Annotated in this window: 17 protein-coding genes and 2 pseudogenes; 8 read left to right on the forward strand and 11 right to left on the reverse strand. The window is 36.4% G+C overall.

Going from position 1 to position 19,885, the window contains the following annotated elements; translation table 11 throughout:
* Window positions 1–866: 866 nt before the first annotated feature.
* The 3 genes from D9782_RS15745 to D9782_RS15755 all read left to right on the forward strand — a co-directional run bounded on the left by D9782_RS15745 (window position 867) and on the right by D9782_RS15755 (window position 4,112).
* On the forward strand, window positions 867–1,250 hold the full coding sequence (locus D9782_RS15745) for a four-helix bundle copper-binding protein (RefSeq protein ID WP_026682507.1): 384 nt from the start codon (window positions 867–869) through the stop codon (window positions 1,248–1,250).
* 591 nt (window positions 1,251–1,841) lie between these two features.
* Window positions 1,842–2,513: an ArsR/SmtB family transcription factor gene (locus D9782_RS15750; RefSeq protein WP_121605158.1), complete on the forward strand. Its 672-nt coding sequence runs from the start codon at window positions 1,842–1,844 to the stop codon at window positions 2,511–2,513.
* 210 nt (window positions 2,514–2,723) lie between these two features.
* Window positions 2,724–4,112 carry an MFS transporter gene (locus D9782_RS15755; RefSeq protein ID WP_240455746.1) on the forward strand — a complete coding sequence of 463 codons (1,389 nt, stop codon included), beginning with the start codon at window positions 2,724–2,726 and terminating at the stop codon, window positions 4,110–4,112.
* Between the two features lie 348 nt (window positions 4,113–4,460).
* Here D9782_RS15755 and D9782_RS15760 read toward each other — a convergent pair whose 3' ends face one another.
* From D9782_RS15760 to D9782_RS15805, 10 genes are all read right to left on the reverse strand, one after another.
* Complete coding sequence (locus tag D9782_RS15760; protein ID WP_121605159.1) at window positions 4,461–5,195, reverse strand: class I SAM-dependent methyltransferase; 735 nt, start codon at window positions 5,193–5,195, stop codon at window positions 4,461–4,463.
* Window positions 5,196–5,677: 482 nt separating this feature from the next.
* Window positions 5,678–7,054, reverse strand: a complete 1,377-nt coding sequence (gene lpdA, locus D9782_RS15765) for a dihydrolipoyl dehydrogenase (RefSeq protein WP_034679494.1) — start codon at window positions 7,052–7,054, stop codon at window positions 5,678–5,680.
* Window positions 7,055–7,065: 11 nt separating this feature from the next.
* On the reverse strand, window positions 7,066–8,433 hold the full coding sequence (locus tag D9782_RS15770; protein WP_026682504.1) for a 2-oxo acid dehydrogenase subunit E2: 1,368 nt from the start codon (window positions 8,431–8,433) through the stop codon (window positions 7,066–7,068).
* An 11-nt stretch (window positions 8,434–8,444) separates the two neighbouring features.
* Complete coding sequence (locus D9782_RS15775; protein ID WP_026682503.1) at window positions 8,445–9,428, reverse strand: alpha-ketoacid dehydrogenase subunit beta; 984 nt, start codon at window positions 9,426–9,428, stop codon at window positions 8,445–8,447.
* A gap of 13 nt (window positions 9,429–9,441) precedes the next feature.
* Window positions 9,442–10,437, reverse strand: a complete 996-nt coding sequence (locus D9782_RS15780) for a thiamine pyrophosphate-dependent dehydrogenase E1 component subunit alpha (protein WP_051388427.1) — start codon at window positions 10,435–10,437, stop codon at window positions 9,442–9,444.
* A 609-nt stretch (window positions 10,438–11,046) separates the two neighbouring features.
* Window positions 11,047–11,313, reverse strand: a complete 267-nt coding sequence (locus tag D9782_RS15785; RefSeq protein ID WP_371413962.1) for a PTS sugar transporter subunit IIB — start codon at window positions 11,311–11,313, stop codon at window positions 11,047–11,049.
* A gap of 44 nt (window positions 11,314–11,357) precedes the next feature.
* Entirely contained in the window at window positions 11,358–12,002 is a 645-nt protein-coding gene (locus D9782_RS15790) for an L-ribulose-5-phosphate 4-epimerase (RefSeq protein ID WP_121605160.1), read from the reverse strand.
* Between the two features lies 1 nt (window position 12,003).
* A complete protein-coding gene (locus tag D9782_RS15795) occupies window positions 12,004–13,356 on the reverse strand; it encodes a PTS galactitol transporter subunit IIC (RefSeq protein WP_205601737.1) in 1,353 nt (450 codons plus the stop codon).
* A gap of 27 nt (window positions 13,357–13,383) precedes the next feature.
* On the reverse strand, window positions 13,384–13,854 hold the full coding sequence (locus D9782_RS15800; protein WP_226983657.1) for a PTS sugar transporter subunit IIA: 471 nt from the start codon (window positions 13,852–13,854) through the stop codon (window positions 13,384–13,386).
* An 895-nt stretch (window positions 13,855–14,749) separates the two neighbouring features.
* Window positions 14,750–15,229: a GyrI-like domain-containing protein gene (locus D9782_RS15805; RefSeq protein ID WP_026682497.1), complete on the reverse strand. Its 480-nt coding sequence runs from the start codon at window positions 15,227–15,229 to the stop codon at window positions 14,750–14,752.
* 106 nt (window positions 15,230–15,335) lie between these two features.
* Between D9782_RS15805 and D9782_RS15810 the strand changes: the two are divergent.
* From D9782_RS15810 to D9782_RS15820, 5 genes and pseudogenes are all read left to right on the forward strand, one after another.
* Window positions 15,336–16,297 (forward strand): annotated as a pseudogene (locus D9782_RS15810) (helix-turn-helix transcriptional regulator).
* 184 nt (window positions 16,298–16,481) lie between these two features.
* Window positions 16,482–16,629 (forward strand): annotated as a pseudogene (locus D9782_RS23620) (IS256 family transposase); the annotation flags it as partial.
* Window positions 16,630–16,948: 319 nt separating this feature from the next.
* Window positions 16,949–17,092: a hypothetical protein gene (locus D9782_RS22995; RefSeq protein ID WP_162986409.1), complete on the forward strand. Its 144-nt coding sequence runs from the start codon at window positions 16,949–16,951 to the stop codon at window positions 17,090–17,092.
* Window positions 17,093–17,549: 457 nt separating this feature from the next.
* Window positions 17,550–18,908 carry a transposase gene (locus tag D9782_RS15815; protein WP_121604346.1) on the forward strand — a complete coding sequence of 453 codons (1,359 nt, stop codon included), beginning with the start codon at window positions 17,550–17,552 and terminating at the stop codon, window positions 18,906–18,908.
* A gap of 115 nt (window positions 18,909–19,023) precedes the next feature.
* A complete protein-coding gene (locus D9782_RS15820; RefSeq protein ID WP_026682757.1) occupies window positions 19,024–19,377 on the forward strand; it encodes a VOC family protein in 354 nt (117 codons plus the stop codon).
* Window positions 19,378–19,560: 183 nt separating this feature from the next.
* Here the strand turns inward: D9782_RS15820 and D9782_RS15825 are convergent, their stop codons facing one another.
* Window positions 19,561–19,773: a hypothetical protein gene (locus D9782_RS15825; RefSeq protein WP_026682756.1), complete on the reverse strand. Its 213-nt coding sequence runs from the start codon at window positions 19,771–19,773 to the stop codon at window positions 19,561–19,563.
* Between the last annotated feature and the right edge of the window lie 112 nt (window positions 19,774–19,885).

The following is a 19,885-nucleotide window of genomic DNA, read 5'->3' on the forward strand; positions in this document are numbered from 1 at the left end:
TCGAGTTAGTATAAAAATTATTATTAAAACAGCTATAACTGAAGCAATTATATGAAGTTTCATTATTCTAGATCCCCTCCCACCTTCTATTTTTATAGTAAGCCGATTAGTGGATATTATCAACAAAAAAGAGGAAGGAAAAAATTTTAAAAAGAGGTTTTATCATTTTGGCTTGCGGTAATTTTTCATCCCCCTTACATAAATTATTTCGTTTTTCTTTAATTGAATAGTAATTCCAGAATTGCAATTAATATAAAACGTTCTCATATTACCCCAACGAGTATAAATGAATTCTTATATTATTAATTAACAACTGAATTATCAATAACATATTCATATAATTCTACCTTCTTTTTAATCAGTTCTCCACATATTTTTCTGTATACGGCGGTTATATCTAAACTTCGTTAGCAAAATGCTCCTCAAATTCCTTTATTTTCCCCTCAACATTCTTAGTATATCCCTTTAGCCTCATAGACTTTTTCAATACTCATTGGCTTTTTGGAGTCAAATAAGCCATTATAAGCAAATACTGTTAAATCCACTTTGAAGGAACACTTATTAGAATTACAATGCTTTTCTTTTTTATTTTTATGGTAATCATCTCCTATATATCTTGTCTTCTTTTATAATTAATAATGTGAGAACTTTTATTCATTTATTTATGTTTTTTAGCAAAAGTAGATAACTATGAATTTTGTGGAATCGATATTTATGCAACTATGTTTGAAGTTTTGTGAACCAACTGAAAAGACCAATTAGGTTAGTACTAATTTTAAAAAGTAGGCTTATGTCTTAAACATAGGTAGATATCCATACATATCATAAAACTGTTATGAAATTAAAAAAACTCTGGAGGAATTTATATGTACGATACAATGTTTAATCAGAATCATTTGTCCTATCAAACGGATCAGAGTCATTTGCCTTATCATAAAATTATTAAAACAATCCAACATTGTGAAGCTGTTTGTGAATCTACCATATATACAATTCTACAAATGGATAGTTCTAGCCATAGAAATGAACAATTAAGACTACTGAGGGACTGCGCTGATATCTGTACGTTAACTGCTAAGAGTATTGCACGTAACAGTTATTTTGCAAAATCTATTGCATCGTTATGCGCACAGATTTGTGAGGTTTGTGGAAATCATTGCTTACAACACCCTGATCAGCAATCACAATATTGTGGTAAAACTTGCTTACATTGTGCTCAAGAGTGCCGTAATTTTGCAATAAACATGTAGTTTTGCACATATTCTAATCAGATATCTCCTGAAGAGGGAGAGTTAAGGGTTAAGGGAAGTTTAGATAAGGAAACTGTGAACTAGACTCTGAGTATACAAAGTTATATTGAAATCCACCCTGTCAAGTCAGTCAGTGTAAATAATAAAAGTTGTCTAGGCGGCCATTGCCCTATATTCCATAGGGCTTTTTCCATTTAGTCGTTTTTGTTGATATTTTTTCGTGATAACATTGGATATAAGCATAATAGTTTTAGTCAGTGTTTCATACGTGTGATAATCCTTTTGATGTAAATAACACTTTCTACACTTTAACACCCTAACCTGTTGACGAATAGATCTTGGATAAATGTCCGATTGGTTCAAAGGCCTTTAGGTCATACCCTTGTGGTAATAACAATCCGTGGTGGATAAACAAAACTCCCAACTGATTAAAGTTTCACTTTATCATAATTAATACATAAGACGCTTGGACACCAAAATAATTAAATCCAATTCTTAACTAACGGAGCATAATTGTTGAAAAGAATAATCATGGCGATTATAATTCAATTATTCAATTAAATAGTTGAATAGATAAGAAGGTGATTTAAATTGTTAAATGAAAGAAATCTAAAAAATTTATTGTATCAAGAATTTGCAAGAATAGGTAAAAGTCTTTCGAGCCCAAAGCGCTTAGAAATTCTTGACATACTATCTCAAGGTCCTAAGTCGGTGGAAGCATTATCAAAAGCAACTACTATGTCTGTGGCAAATGTATCTCAACATTTACAAACTCTTACTAATTCCAGGTTGGTAACGTTTCAGAAAAAGGGGAACTACGTAATCTACGAATTAGCAGATGTAGCCATTTCGAACTTTTTAACTTCTCTTCATAATTTGTCAGAAAAACAGTTTGTACAGGTACAACAAATAAAAGAAGAATTTTTAAATGCTCATCTTGGTATGGATGGGATTACTCTTTCAGAACTTAAAGAGCGACTGGAAAAAGGTGAAGTAGTATTATTAGATGTTCGACCAAAAGAAGAATATGAAAAAGCTCATATTCCAGGTGCTATTTCGATACCAATTGAAGAATTAAGGGAAAAACTCTCTTCTTTACCAACCAATTATGATGTTGTTGCTTATTGTAGGGGGCAGTACTGCCTGATGTCGGTCGAAGCAGTAGAAATTTTAAAGAATAACGGTATAAATGCCCATCGTTTAGAAAACAGCGTTCAAGATTGGCATCAATTCCAAGACAAATCAACTGGGGAATTAAAATGAAAATTAGGAATCATTTTAGAAACAAAAGAATCAAAAAAATTCTGGAATGCTTTTAGGTTTGCCAATACTGAATAACAAAAGATCATAACGTTCTTTTTAATGGGTGAAGCCGTTGAATGTGAAAGCATGGAACATGGGAAATTTAATGTAAAAGAGCAAATGAATAAATTTGAAGAGTTAGATGGCGAATTATTGGCTTGTTGAACATGTTTGAAATTAAGATTTTTAGATGAAACAACTTCTTGCCCAATCTCTACGATGAATGATTGTGTAGAGCTTGTAGAATGGGCTGATAAGGTTGTGACTTTTTATGAGATAAAAATTGGAAAGAAGGTGTTTCATTTGTCTACTAAACTAAATGAATTGGCACAAGGTTGTTTAGATAATCCAGAGAACCAAAAAAAATTATATAAACGCACATTAATCATTGTAGTTATCTCTCAAATGTTTGGTGGAGCAGGATTAGCTGCTGGAATAACAGTTGGGGCGTTACTTGCAGAACAAATGCTTGGTACCAACTCATTTGCAGGGTTACCAGCTGCTTTATTTACGTTAGGATCGGCAGGAGCTGCATTAATAGTAGGAAGACTTTCAAATCGTTTTGGAAGACGTATGGGGCTTGCGTCAGGCTTTATAACGGGCGGACTTGGAGCATTAGGTGTTGTAATTGCAGCCATCATAAATAGTGTATTTTTATTATTCATTTCTCTACTCGTATATGGGGCAGGTATTGCAACTAATTTACAAGCCCGCTATGCTGGGACAGACTTAGCAACTAACAAGCAGCGCGCCACTGCTGTAAGTATAGCGATGGTTGCCACCACATTTGGTGCAGTTGCGGGACCGAATTTAGTTGATATTATGGGGGATGTTGCTGTTTTTCTTGGTATTCCAGAATTAGCTGGCCCGTTTATCTTATCCGCAGTCTCATTTATATTGGCAGGTCTTGTGCTTTTCGCTTTTTTACGTCCTGATCCATTTATTATAGCGTTACAAATAAATACGAATAAGCAAAATTCGGAACCTATTGAGAAGAAAAAAATAAATAAAAAAGGAATTACAGTTGGTGCTACCATTATGGTACTAAGTCAAATTGTAATGCTTGCAATTATGACAATGACTCCCGTTCATATGGGAAATCATGACCACAATTTAAGTGCCATCGGACTTGTGATTGGCTTTCATATCGGAGCTATGTACCTTCCTTCCCTCTTTACGGGAATTCTTGTTGATAAGATTGGTCGTCCTGCCATGGCGATTTCTGCTGGAGTTACATTACTCCTTTCGGGTGTTATAGCAGGGGTAGCACCAGGTAATTCTGTATTTCTTCTAATTGTTGCTCTTTCTTTACTTGGATTAGGATGGAATTTCGGATTAATTAGTGGAACAGCTCTGATTGTTGATTCAACAGAAGCTTCAACTCGTGCCAAGACTCAAGGCACAGTGGATGTTTTTATTGCTTTAGCTGGAGCTTCCGGTGGAGCCTTGTCAGGGATGGTTGTTGCTGGTTCAAGTTATGAAACGTTATCGTTTGCTGGAGGGATTTTCTCCTTAATACTCATTCCAATTGTGATCTTATCTCGTGAAAATAAAGAATAACCTTCCTATTTGTTTAGGAATTTAGGTGAGGAGTAGTTAGTGTCTAACCATCCTAACTAATAATGATAGACATTAACTACTTTCTAATAGTCTCGGAAATTATAAAATTAGCCCATATGGATAAATATGGGCGTGTTGAGCCACGTCCAGCTCTACCGCCTAGAAACGATGTGACTTCATGAATCACCTACTATAAGTCATCATCAGCTCGCAAGCTCACCGTGATTCCTTTATCTCCGTTGACTCGCTCCAGTCGCTACGTTTCTAATCGGGAGTTTGCGCTTTTGTTCATTATCAAAATATGCGAACCCATAATAAGTATGAGCTTTAATGTTAGTGTGAGTAATCTTATTTTTCATTTGTTGCGGAGACAATCAACATCATAGGTCTACGAAGTTCGTCTTTCATTCCTGGAACATTTATCATGTTTTCAGGAGGCATAGGCTCTACTATTCGATTAATATGAAATCCATTCTTCAGTAAACCATCTACATACGTGGTTAATGTTTTATGGTATTTAGTTACATTTTCTCCTAAAAAATTCGTCGCTCGCTTGCCTTCATAAAAATAGTTATCTACTGGAAAATGAGCAATGGAACCATCTTCACTATAAATCCAGACTTGATTCCCATCAGAAGTAAAAATAGGATGTTCCACTGAATAAACAAAAACCCCATCACCTTTTAAGTAACGATGAACATTTTTAGCTATATCAGAAAAAGATTCAATATAATGTAAAGTTAGCGAACTTAGAACAATGTCGAAGGTATTTTCCGCAAAAGATATATCTTCAATGTCTGAATGGATATACTCTACTTTTTTGGATGTTGTTTGTTTTTTAGCAACCTCCAACATTTTTTCAGACAAATCTACCCCTACTACAGAACTTGCTCCTTGTTCTAAAGCATAGATGCAATGCCAACCATAACCACATCCTAAATCTAAGACTTTCTTTCCTTGAAAATCAGGAAGTAATTTCTTTAAGGTTTGCCACTCACCCGCTCCCTCTAGCCCTCTTTTGCTCCGATCCATTTGGCTGTATTTTTCAAAAATGTTTTCATTATCGTAGTCGCTCTCTTTCATTGTTCATACCTCCATGTAATTTTTAGCTGTTTTTGGAAATTACATGGAGTACTTCTCTTTTGTGTACAATCATTAATATCACCTACTTCCTTATTTTTATGTAGATTATACCAGTTTAATATTTCAAATCAAAAGTCAAATCGTAGTTTTTATACCTAAGTTACATCATCAGCATTAATAATTTGTATACCTTCTACTTATAGTGTTAATTAATTATGTTAGTGAGCTGATTTATAGAAAAGTTTATAAAAAATTTATGTAATCTACATCATAGTCTTACAAGGAGATGTATTAAAGGTACAATAATTAGATTAAGAAAAATTCCAGTTAAAACGTTTAAGAGAATTCCTGATTACCAGGATTATCACTTTTATTCTGAAGGAACTAAGAGTGGAATACCATTATCAGCGAAACTTCACCCTATTAGGACGGCGCACATAGAAAAACTAACCCAAGCAAATTTCTGCCTGGGTTATGTTCAATCAACTATAATGTATTCCTTTCCCTAACCAAGCTGCTGCACTTTCGAATAGTGCTTCAGATACAGTTGGATGTGGGTGGATCATGGACTCCATTTCTTCCACAGTTCCTTCTAAATGTATGAACGATGTAGCTTGGCTAATCATTTCGGTTACATGTGCTCCAACCATAACTACCCCAAGAATTTCACCATACTTCTCATCAGCAATAATCTTCATAAATCCACTGTTTTCTCCTGCAGCAATCGCTTTTCCATTTGCAGCTAAATCAACTTTCTGAGTTTTAACCTTATATCCAGCCTTCTTTGCTTCTAGTTCGGTCATCCCTACGCTAGCAACTTCAGGAAATGTATAAATACATCGAGGCATCGGTAAGTCTTTTTTATGTGTAATTCCCAGAATATGATTAACAGCATATATTCCTTCTTGACTAGCTGCGTGAGCTAACTGATATCCGCCAATTAAGTCACCAACTGCATATATTCCACTAACAGAAGTTCTTAAGTTTTTATCGACTTTAACAAATCGGCCATCAAATTCAACGGACAATTCATCTAAACCGATTACATTCGGTACACGGCCAACTGATAGGAGTACACTATTCGTTTCAAGCCCAACCTTTTCTCCGTTTTTCTCCATTTCAACCACAGTAGGATGAACGTCTTTAAAACCTGTGATTTTAGTATTCGTATGGATTGTTATTCCCTTTGCAACCACCTGTTTTGTCAAGAATGCGGAAGCATCGGGGTCTTCAGTAGGTATTATTCTATCGGCCATTTCTACCAGATCAACCTTTGTGCCTAAACTATTAAACACACAAGCTAGCTCTAGGCCGATTACTCCTCCACCAACAATAACCATATGGGAAGGAACTTCTTCAATATCAAAAATAGTATCGCTCGTATAATAGTTTATTTTATCTAATCTTGGTATTTCAGGAACAAATGGTTGAGAACCAGTTGCCAAAATAACATTGCTTGCTTGGAGACTCTCCGTACCTTTACCTATATCTACCGAAATAGTTTTATCATCGCGTACCGTACCAAAACCTTGATAAAAGGTAATCTTATTCTGACTCAGTAGTCCTTTAATTCCACTGCATAATTGTTTTACAACTTTATTCTTACGGCTCACCATCTCTTCCATGGAGAAAGAAAAATCATTAACGGTAATACCGTAGCAACTAGCGTTTTTAATTTGATTGAATGCTTCTGCATGTTTTAAGAATGTCTTTGATGGGATACATCCACGGTTTAGGCACGTACCACCAAGGTCTCTTCCCTCAATAAGAGCAACAGAAAGACCTGCGTTAGCTGCACGAATAGCAGCAACATAACCACCAGGACCACCACCGACAATAACCAAGTCAAATTTTTTCATGTCGTTTCCTCCTAAACCAATAGGCTATATGGATCTTCTAAAGATTCCTTTAGCTCCGTTAAGAATGCCGCAGCCGGAGCACCATCAATTGCCCGATGATCAAATGATAGACTTAGAACCATCATTGGAAGAATCACAACTGAACCATTAGCTACTACAGGCTTCTCTACAATTCTACCAACTCCTAAAATCGCTGTTTCTGGTGGGTTGATGATGGGGGTGAATCCATCAACTGCATACATTCCTAGATTACTAATCGTGAAGGTACTTCCTCTCATTTCATCAGGAGTTAACCTGTTATCTCTAGCTTTAGCTCCTAACGTCTTACTTGTTTCTGTAAGCTCAGTTAATCCTTTTTGGTTAGCTTGTTTCACAGAAGGAACAATCAATCCATTCTTTACAGCAACTGCTAAACCAATGTTCACTTCATTGTTCATCACGATTTCGTCACCAACTACTGAAGCATTTACTTTAGGATGATTTTCAAGAACATACGCAACCGTCTTCATGATAATTTCTGTATACGAGAGACGATATCCAGTTTGACGTTCGATTATTGGTAATAATGCCTTACGCAATTCCATAGCTTTTGTCATGTCAACGTCACTTGTAAGGGTTACATGCGGAATCGTACGAACACTATCCATCATCTTATCCGCAACCGCTTTACGTAAGCCTTTTAGTTTTACACGCTCACCTGTGGCATGAGTATTTGAGCTAGATCGTGCTTCTTGAGACTCAACAAACGCTAGGACATCCGCTTTTTCAATCTTGCCACGTGGGCCCGTTCCAGTAACCTGACGGAGATTCACACCATTTCCCTTAGCAATTTTCTCTGCAAGTGGTGTTACAAATATTTTATTTCCATTCACATATGTCATAACGTCTAATTCATGTACTCTTCCTTTAGGACCAGATCCTGAAACCATGCTTAACACTACATTATTTTCATGAGCTATGCGACGAGCTGCAGGTGTCGCACGCACTCTCCTATCATTATCCACCACTTCTTCAATTTCTTCCTTAGCAGTTACACCTGAATTTGAATCAGCATCATTCCTAGTTGGCGAAGAATCCATCGTTTCATCTTCTCCTGACTCCCTACCGACAACTTCCGGAGGTGTATCAGAAACTTCTTCTCCAGCTTCACCTATATATCCAACAACCGCATTAACTGGAGCTTCATCATCTACATCGTAGTATCGCTTCAACAAAATTCCTTCTTCATAGGATTCAACTTCTATATTAATCTTGTCTGTCATGATTTCAAAAAGTGGTTCACCGACTTCAACCGAATCCCCTTCTTCTTTGAACCATTGAAGTACGGTACCAACTGCCATCGTACTACTTAATTTTGGCATAAAAACCTCTTTCGCCATGATACCCCCCCTTAAACCTTGTTTAAAGTTTCTTTTGCAGCTTGAATAATATTCGATACTTGTGGAGCATGTGCTTTTTCAAGATCTGGATGATATGGCACAGGAGACGGTGCTCCACCCAGACGTTTAATCGGAGCATCAAGATAATCGAACGCTTCACTTTCTGCAATCATACTAGCGATTTCACCACCGTATCCACCTCGTTTAACCGCTTCGTGAACCACAACCACACGTCCTGTTTTCACTACCGATTTAATAATGGTTTCTTCATCTAACGGTACTAAAGTACAAGGGTCAATCACCTCTATACTGATTCCTTCTTTTTCAAGTTCTGCTGCTGCTTCTAGTGCACGGTGTACCATGATTGCTGTTGCGACAATAGTGACATCAGAACCTTCTCGTTTAACATCCGCTTTACCTAATGGCAGACTATATGCTTCTTCAGGCACATCTGAAGAAGTTTTGTATAATAATTTATGTTCATAAAAAATAACAGGATTGTCATCATCCATTGCGGCCTTCAGTAATCCTTTTGCATCATAGGCAGTAGAAGGTTGAACCACTTTAAGCCCTGGAATATGCGTTACCCATGCTTCTAAGCTTTGAGAATGCTGTGCAGCAGCACCTGTTCCAGAGCCACTTGGAGTCCTCACTACCATTGGGACCTTTCCTTTTCCACCATACATATAACGAATTTTCGCCGCTTGGTTAACAATTTGATCTAATGCTATCGTAATAAAATCTGAGAATTGTAATTCAAGAATTGGTCGCATACCAGTTAGTGCTGAACCTACTGCAGCACCAGCGATACCTGCTTCGCTAATTGGAGTGTTACGAACACGCTCTGGGCCAAATTCCTCTATCATGCCGCGTGTAACACCGAACGCTCCACCATAAACACCGATATCCTCCCCTAAAATAAATACATCCTTATTTTTACGCATTTCTAGACTCATTGCTTCACGTACTGCCTCTAAATAAGTTATCTCTCTCATTTGATTTTCCCTCCTACGCATAAACGTCTGTTAACAAGTCATCTAAAGTTGGCATCGGACTTTCTTCTGAAAACTTAACTGCATCTTCTATTTCTTTCTTCGCAGCTAAACGAAGTTCTTCTGCTGTTTCTTCCGTAAATAAACCAGCATCAATTAAAACTTGCTTGTATCGTTTGATTGGATCTTTCGCACGCCATTCTTTTTCCTCTTCACGTGTACGATATTTCTTCGCATCACTCTTCGAATGACCTTTCCAGCGATATGTTTTGGCTTCGATAAGAGTTGGACCATCACCACGACGAGCACGTTTGATCGCATCATCTGTAACATTCATTATTTCTATAATGTCATTTCCATCAGCAACAACACCAGGAATGCCATAAGCCTTTGCTCGTGTTGCAATGTCGTCCACATTGATCATTTCTTTAACAGACCCTGACATTCCATATTGATTATTTTCACAAACAAAAATAACGGGTAAATCCCAGATAGAAGCTAGATTTACTGCTTCATGGAAGCTTCCTTCGTTCGTGGCTCCATCACCAAAAAAGCAAACGGTTACATAATTCAGATTCTTCATTTTAGCAGTTAAAGCAGAACCTACAGCCAAAGGAATACCACCTGCAACAATTCCGTTTGCTCCTAAGTTCCCCATGTCAACATCCGCGATGTGCATGGATCCACCTTTACCTTTACAATAACCAGTTGTACGACCAAACAACTCTGCCATCATTTTGTCAGCTGTTGCACCTTTAGCAATACAATGCCCGTGTCCTCTGTGTGTGCTCGTGATTTTATCATCAATATCTAATAATGCACAGACTCCGGATGCACTTGCCTCCTGTCCCACAGCTAAATGGGTGGTACCATGAATCATGCCTTTGGCAAAAAACTCATCTACTTTTTCGTCAAAATAACGAATGAGCCACATTTGTTTATACAAACCTACTAACTTTTCGTTACTAATCTTTGGAGCTAATAACTTTTCTTCTGTCAATTTCAATTTCATTCACCCCTATTTTTTACAAATGTTCTTTATGGTTACATTTGTAATAATCATAGTATGTTTAACTGCTTGCGTCAAGGGTTTTAATGCGATATCATTAATTTTTTAATTATTAGTAGTGAAAGCTTAGGTTTATCTGCTTTGTTTCTATTAATTGAAATGGTGGTTGGTATACTTCCCCACAAACAATGATGGAACAAAGCCACAATCGCTCGATTAGAAATGTAGCGACTGGAGCGAGTCAATAGAGATAAAGGAATCACGATGTGCTTACGAGCCAATAATGACTTATCTTAGAAAGATGCGTGAAGTCGTCTAGTTTAGGCGCTGGAATTGAACGTGGCTCAACACGCCCATATTTATTCACATGGTTAAAATTTATAATTTTCTTCATTTCCTAAATTAAAATAAAGCCTATTCCATAGGCTACACTGTAGCGGATCCCTCCTTGCTGTTAAGTGATATCTTTCTCCAGATTTATAAACAAAAATTACGGTACATTCTCTATCTACTACTAACTACGATTTAGCTAAACTACTAGTAAATACAAGACAATACTTGCTTAACACGAAATAAACTTCCGTTAAGGATTAACGAAAGTTTATTATTATCTTAACTATTTAATTTCTGAAGGACTTTATCATACATTTCGTCGATACCCATTCCCGTTAATAATGGTACTCCATCTATAACTTTTTCTTTAACGTTTTCTGGTACAAGTGTAGTGGAAATTATTACATCATAATCATCAATTCTTCCTAGTTCATCGCTTATTTTAGACTGATGTAGAGAAACTTTATCATCTAGATTATTGTCTTTAAGCCATTCTTTCACCTTTCCAGTTACGACAGTTGACGTTGCAATACCGGTACCACACATAATTAAAAGTTTTTTCATCATGAATACCTCCAGTTTATCTTTTATTATTGTCCATAAGATGTTAGATAAAAATCATTACATTGCTCTATGATTTCACTTGATAGAGGATCGATATTCGGTTCTTGTAATAATGCATAAAAAGCATATTCAGCAGTCTCTTCTAATATAACCGCAGCCTTTAATGCTTTGTCAATAGACTCACCAATAGTAAAAACCCCATGGTTCTTCAATAATATTGCTGGTGATTCTCCGATGTTTTGAACAATTTCTCTACCAATCTCTTTACCTCCTATAGAAGCAAACCCAGAACATGGAACACGATGTTTAAAAATGTTAGCAGCAGTTGTTGTATAACTAGGAAGGTCTCTTCCTCTTATAGCAAAGCTTGTTGCAAAAGGAGAATGCGTATGAATTACACTATGGATATTTTCCATATGTTTATAAACATATAAATGGCTTTCTGTATCTACGGATGGTTTAAGATCCCCTTCAATTACCTCTCCAGCTAAGTTGACTATAACCATACTTGCAGCAGTCAAGTCATCAAAATCTACACCACTAGGTTTTATAATTACTCGATTAATACCAGGAATACGATAACTAACATTCCCGCTCGTCCATCGTACTAAGCCATTATCCTTAAGCTTTTTGTTTGCCTGACAAATTTCTTCACGTAATTCAGAGTACACACTATGCCACTCCTTCATTAGAGGATTTTAGTTTTTGCTTCGGTTTGATTTTATTCACATAGATTAATCCTAAAAAAATAACTAAGCCTAATGCACCAATACCATACCAGCTAAATACTTTAGGTAACCAGACGAAAACAAATGTTGTCCAAACGGCACCATCTACAAGTGCAGAGATACTTGTGTTTCCTCCCATATCAAAGTTGGCAGCAACTGCTGAATTTGTAAATAGCGGTGCTACCCAAGTAGCAATATATAAACCAACAGCAATATAAACAGAACCAGCAATTACTGTACGAACGATGTTCCCTTTAAAAATAGGAACCATTAAACAGATTAAGAAAGGAATTGTTGCCAAGTCACCAAATGGCAATACGGTGTTACCTGGTAAAAATACTGCTAAGAACAGTGTAACTGGAACAATGATCAATGATGCAGATAATACAGCAGGATGACCTACAGATAACGCACTATCCATACCGATATATAAGTCTCTTCCTGGGAAACGTTTTTTAACAAAGTTCCCCGCAGCCTCAGACACTGGTGATAATCCCTCCATTAGTAATGCAACCATTCTTGGCATTAACATCATGACAGCTCCGGTTTGTACAGATAGCTGTAATACTTCCGAAACATTGTAACCTGCTAAAATACCGATAACTATACCGATTAAAACACCCATTACAGTTGAATCTCCGAAGATTCCCATTCTTTTTTGGATAGATTCTGGATTTGCTTCTAATTTATTAAATCCCGGAATTCTATCAAATAACCAGTTAAAAGGTAATGCAACTAAAAATGACGGTGCAGATGCCCCATGAGGGAAAGTAATATTTTTAAAACCATAAAATTTCTCAATATATTTTGCAAGTATATCTCCTAAGAAAAAGATCAATAGAATGTGAACGATAATCGTAAAGATACCTAATCCAAAATCTCCCGTAAGTGCATAAACTAAAGATCCAGTGAATGCACAATGCCAGTAATCCCAAACATCAACATTTAACGTTCTTGTTAAACCAATACCAAGTAGTATCACATTTGCTGCAATACCAAGTGGGATTGCTAAACTACCTAAAGCAGTACCATATGAAATAGCAGCAGCAGCAGGCCAACCAACATCAATGGTATTTAGTTGGAAGCCAAAGTTGTCAACCATGGACTGTGCAGCTGGTCCTAAACTATCCGTTAATAGTCCAATTACTAGGTTTAAACCAATAAAACCGATACCTACTGTTAATCCAGAGCGAAATGCTTTTCCTGGCTTAGAGCCTAGAACCAACGCAAAAACAAAGATAATGATTGGTAGCATAACGCTAGCTCCAAGATCCACAAACCATTGCAAGTAATCCATAATATTCCTCCTTATTCTAAAAAGAGATTAATTAACATGTACTTCTTTTGTAAAACGTTCTATCGTAGTAATTACTTGTTTCTTCGTAGAACAATTCATTAACATTTCTGAAAAACTATTATGTTGAATAAGACCTGTTATTTTCTGTAATACTTCTAGTTGATTCTCAGGTTTTTGTAGTGCAAGCATAAATACTACGTTGACTTGTACATTTGCATCAGCCATTCCCATCTGTCGAAAAGTGATTGGATTTTTCAGTATACCAATACCAATTGCTTCCTTTTTGACATGTTCAGCATCAGTATGTGGTAATGCTACACCTATGGTTTCCGTAGCTAGACCTGTCGGGTATTCAACCTCTCTTTGTTTTATTGCAGTTAAGAAGCTGCTTTTGACGAAATCTTTCTGATGCAACACCGTAAACATCCCTTCAAATAACTCATCGGTATGATTCACGTCTAGAAAGAAAACCAGGTCTTCACTAATTACGTTATTCATTTCCAATTTACTGCCTCCTTTTCCTAATTAATTGTAAACCCTTTCATAATAGAGGTAACGAAAATTACATTTGTTACAAATAGTTACATTTGTAAAAATGATACCCCTTCCTCTTTCAATTGTCAATACAATTTTCATTAGGTTTGCTAGACGATTTACAAACAAATAAACTCTTTAAAAATTAAAGAAACTTATGGTTTCGGTCTAGTTTTACCTGAGGAATTGGTTGATAACCAAGGTTTTCGGCTGTTGTGCTTAAAAGGGAATCAATAATAGCTTAAACTTTTCAAGGGATCACTAAGGGAGATGCGACACCGGTACAAGGGTCACGTCATTTTTGATTACGTCTATTAATATGTTTTGGAGAGTATCTACACTTTAGAAATATTCATTGGAAATGGCTAGGTGAGGCACACCTCATAATGAAAAACGTGTTTTTTGTTATTCTAAAATCAACAAAAAATAACATAGGAACTTTACTGTTTGAGTTATCTCATTCACATAATGCGTTCATTTGCCAGCGTCGCCAAGTTTCCTTCATGTAGGGATAGCGTCAGGAAGATGCGGATTTACAACGTTAAGCAATAGGTACTACCAGCTTTTTGACAAAAACTAACGTTAAGACACTTTTTGGAAAATAAAACCCTGATTTATCTACGCCAAGTAGAAGAATCAGGGTTTTATTTTAATTTTTTATTTTAATTTTTTATTTTCAAACTTTAGTTCCATACATTTTTCAACTTTAGATAAAAGATATAATGATCATTTAAAATTATCAAAAGTACAAAACAGATCACTTATTGGCAACGGAGACCATTAGTAATCTGTTTTATGATGTCTATTTTAAATCATCCTTTTAGTAAGTAGAGAGATTTCCATCCCGCCTTTTATCTCTTTATTTTCTAACAACAGGGATCCACATTTCACCATATACTAAGCCGTCTTGCTGTCCCATCACAACTGCTGCATTTGGACCACCAACATAGGATACATCCGTTACTTCCATCAGGACTTCACCAAAGGCAATACCAGTAAGCTTGTTACTCAACTCTTCATCTGTATTCGCTTCCCCTTTAACAACGATATATTCCCCTTTAGGAAATTGAATAAGTCTAGTTGCTTCTGGTAAGGATTCCTCCGTCATGACACCAGCATAATGCATCATCTTATTATTCACTGCTTCGTTTACAACAAAAATGTAGTCATTTGTTGCAACAGTTTTTAGTTTATCAAGCCTTCCATCTTGATTGACAGCTTGCCAAAAATCTGCCTTTTCCTTAGTAATACCAGCATAGTCTGTGTAATCACTCTTAAGCTCTGTTCCAATACCTAAAACAGTAAAACTGTCCTTTTCTTCTAAAGTATAATTTGCCATTTCAAAATTCCTCCTTTTTAATTAAACAAAAGATTTGTTTTTTTACTTGCTGAGTTTATAATAACATTGAATCATGTCAAAAAATGATACTGTTTAGGAGGTCACAATGAAAAAAGTTGAACGGATTAATACCATCATGCGGTATATTAACAACCGCTCCTACTTTACAATTTCTGAAATTATGCGGGAATTTAACATCTCTCGTTCAACTGCTATTAGGGATATCAGAGAAATTGAAGCTATGGGGATGCCACTTGAAGCAGAGGTTGGAAGAGCTGGAGGTTATTCTATCATTAACAACTCTGTTCTACCTTCTATTCACTTTACCGATAATGAAGTAAAAGCACTTTTTATTGCCTTTATGGCCTCAAGAAATCAACAACTTCCCTATTTAAAAAGTCGACAGTCTTTAGCTGAAAAATTGCTAGGCCTCATCCCAGAAAACCAACAAGAAACCCTAGTTTTATTAAATCAAATCTTGCTTTTCGAAGGTACCAATCCCAATAATCCTGATTTACTTGATCTGTCAGACCTCCCTCATCCTATGTTAGAAAAACTCATACAACTCCTTCTTTTGGATAGCCATTTATTGATTACCATCAAAGAAGGGAGGGTAATAAAGTCATATCCAATTTATCTCTTGCATCTTTATCGTGAAAAAAGCTTATGGCAAATTGAGGGATTTGACTTAAAAGAAGAAAGGAGGAGGGTTTTTCCTGTCGATCACCTCACCAATGTAAAACCATACCCCACAAAAAAAGAGTAAATAAGAAAAAGGTTTTAGAAATACTAAGTAAGCAGGAAGAAGCAATCAACCTTGTCATCGAATTTGGTCCAAAGGCAATTGCCCAGTTCAAAAAATACCATCCTTTAAAGTTTTCAATTTCCTATACGAATCCCTACCAAGCCACAGCCGTTCTGAAGACTTTTATCGATATTAATATGCCCGAAGAATTGAACGATATAACAAATTGGCTTCTTTTCCTAGGTGAGGATATTAAATTCAAGGAAGTTCCAGAAGAAGTCTTAGAAAGTTTACAAGAGAGATTATGCTTATACTGCCAATAAGCGTGGCCAGTTAAAAGCTCAGTAATTTTGAGTTTATCTAGTTCCACGTTATCTTCTATTTCAGAGCCCCTAAAGATAAGGGAGTGTAATATTAACTGTGTAAGTAAGAAATGCATACGTTTTCTTACTTACACAGCTTTTTATTTGGTAGAATACTAACTATAAAGCTAAAAGAGCGTTTTAAATGGGGAAATCTAAAAGTGATCTTAACTCCGTAGAATTAGCTAACAAGATTATTGAACAGTATCAACCTGAAACGATAAAAGATTTGCAAATGCATTCAAAGACATATTTGGTCTATGTTTGAGACGATATTAAAAGGCAAAATAGACCTCACTAAAAGCTCCTCTTATGAGGGGCTTTTTTAAAAGTTAAGAAAGTATAAAATCAGTGCAATGACTGCGTTAAGCCGAGTAGTTATTTTGAAATGTTTGATGTATATTGGCAACGCTCCGACTAATTACTTCGCTTTCCGCGGACACGGCCTCAACTAACTTTGCAAAGAAGAACACGTTGCAAAGTGGATTTTCGGCTCGCGCTATTCCCGCAGGAGTCTACGTAATTAGCCTCCGCTATGAGAAGGTGCAACAATTCTTGTCATAAGTAATAGGTTGACTTTTTTTACAATGGGTAAAGTGAAAATCGCTATCCGTGAGTATAAAAGCAGCTGTGTTACTTTATGCTAGCATTGTAGAGCCTGATAATAGCGAAGGCCGCCCACTTCAACTCCTGTCGGAATTGTTTGACCTGAAGATCCACTTTTTTGAGCGGGTTTTGCTCAAAAAAGTTAGCTGAAGGACAAACCCCACGGAAAGGGAAGTGGGCAGCCGGAGTGGTGGTCAAGCAGTAGCTATTATTCCATAATAGCTACTAGAGGAAGCGTAAATCTGAGCATGTAGTGATAAGGACTGAGCGAATTTTGCTCAGTTTTTCTAATCTATGCACATATTAATAATATTTCTAATGAAAATTATTTACTAGTTGATTTTTATGTACATACACTTTTAACTTTTAAATGATGTTTATTCAAGAAAAGTGTCAGATAATTGAAGATTGCTCCTGAGATAATTAAAAAAACGTTTGAGAAGGAATTTTTATGGGTTTTCACGAAATATTTTAATGGATGAGTTAATTTCATAATATAGAGCCCTTGGGGCTCAAGACTTTAAAGACATAAAAATTAGAGCACCTCCCCAAATCCTGTATAATGTTAGTTACCACACAAACATAAACAGAGAGGTGAGATGCCCCTATGTCTATTATACGACAACAAAGCTTGTTTGACATACACGAATTATATGAGATGGAACCTACCCATCATTTTGAAGCTGTTTTTTCAACAATCAATTTGGATCCCATCTTGAATTTATTTGATAAACCTAATAAAGTTGGTGCCCCAAGAGAACTGAATTACGGTGCCATGATCTACTCATTAATCGCTCGTGTGGTGGAGCGAATTGTAACAATCAAAGACCTGATTAGGCGTTTAAAACGTGATCCTATTTTTCGATATGACTGTGGATTTCTTCACTCTGACCAAATTCCTTCTGAAGCTTCTTATTCAAGAATGGTTACTATCATCAGTGAATCAGATGAGATGGAACATATCCATGATGAGCTGATTTTTCTTGCCATCGATGAAGGGCATATCGGCGAAGAAAACATCGCTATTGACGCTACTCATTTCGAGGCAAGAGATCGCGCTCATACATCCGATAAGAAAGAAAGGACAACACCGAAAAAGCGCGGACGCAAACCAAAAGCTGAGCGTGAACAATGGCTCAAAGAAAAACAGGCCGAGGAAGAAGCGCGTCCGATTTATGAAAAAGAAATTGTTCATCAGCTTTCTGAATCAGTGGAAGTGTTGTTGAATGAAGCCCCCATCGAACCAAAATGGGGAGTCAAGAAAAACAGTGATGGAAAAAACATCTTCTGGTTTGGCTACAAAGGTCACTTAGCCGTTAGCACAAAAAGCCAGTACATTCTTGCGGGGATGATGACGTCCGGTAGCCTCAATGATGGAAAGGCAGCCATCCCTTTATTAAAGAAAATTAATCGCGATCTTCCGTCTTTATTTACTGCTGGCCTTTTCGATGCCGGTTACGATTATGAACCAATCTATCAACAATTAATCGATCAGGATCTACAAGCTGTCATTCCATATAACCGACGTAACGAAGGAGAGACGGTTGGTTATGACGAGTACTTCGCACCGACTTGTGTCCTAGAGCATTCCTATCGCTACGACAGCTTCGATCCAAAATACAAGACATTGAAATATACACGTCCGAAGGAATGTGCAACGTGCCCATTACAACACGACTCACTTTGTCAAAAGACTTTTAAAATCAGACAATCTACAGATATCCGAAAGTACACCAATCCCGCAAGGGGATCGAAAAAATGGGATGAACTGTACAAAGAACGTACCGCTGTCGAACGTGTTAATGCCTATTTGAAAGAATTCTTTGGACTGAATAATGTCCGTCACCGAACCGGGAAAAAATCAAGGCTTCACTTCCATTTAGTGACGCTTGTTTATAATGCCTCGAGATTAGCCGCGGATCGGATTAGACTAGAAATGAAACATAAGACGCTAAAAGCTGCATAAATAAAATTGATCTTTATTAAAAAAACTTAAAAATCATCAAGGAACAACTCTATGCATTTTTAAAAACAGCAATTATGAAATTGATTCGGATATAAAAAAGGAGAGATGAGAAGTTATGGACAAACCCATTGGAAAAAGAATTAGCACTATTTTCATCCCAGTAAGTGATGTTAAAAAAGCAAGAGATTGGTATTGCAATTTGTTAGGCATTATGGCAGATGGGGAAATTGCACATGGACATATCTATGTGGTTTCTTTAGAAAACGTTAATCTTGTACTTGATAGTAAAATTTTTGAAAAGTATAAACCTGATGAAATGCCGAGATTTCACTTTGACACCACAGATATTAAGGTTGCCTATGAATACGTCAAATCAAATGGGATTGAGATACTGACCGAGATTGAAGATGGGCACTGGTTCAATATTAGTGACCCGGACGGTAATGTACTAATGGTTTGCCAGTGTTAAGCTAATTAAGTGATTGTCGGAAGTACATCAAATTAAGGTGCATACAACAAAAGTAATAAGTTGATAAAAACTAAATCGCTACATATTATGATAGCAAACATCTCCATTAGTCTATATAATGTCATTTAATACCCTTAAGGTGTCATGTTACATGAAGCCTCTCATTCTTATGAGGGGCTTTTTTTACATAGCTCTCTTCCGTACTGGTCCTGCTGAAAGGATATTTTCTAACTTAAATGTTCTCACTTTTTTACGGTAGTAACAATAAGCCAAAATACTCTTATCATTTACTTCAAGCACACGAATATAACGCTCCGTTACATTGTTATTGCTATCTATATAAAAGATAATGATTTTTTGCTTATTCTCCGCAGAACGATTAAGTAACCCTTTCATGATAAGACCACCTTTAGAACGTTTGTTCTTATTATATCACAAAACACGAACGTGTATACGTGTTTTATGTTAGTGATTTTTGGTGGTTATATTATTAATTTTTCACAACATA

Origin of the sequence: Virgibacillus sp. Bac332, assembly GCF_003667785.1 — a bacterium.
Lineage (GTDB): Bacteria > Bacillota > Bacilli > Bacillales > Amphibacillaceae > Virgibacillus > Virgibacillus salarius.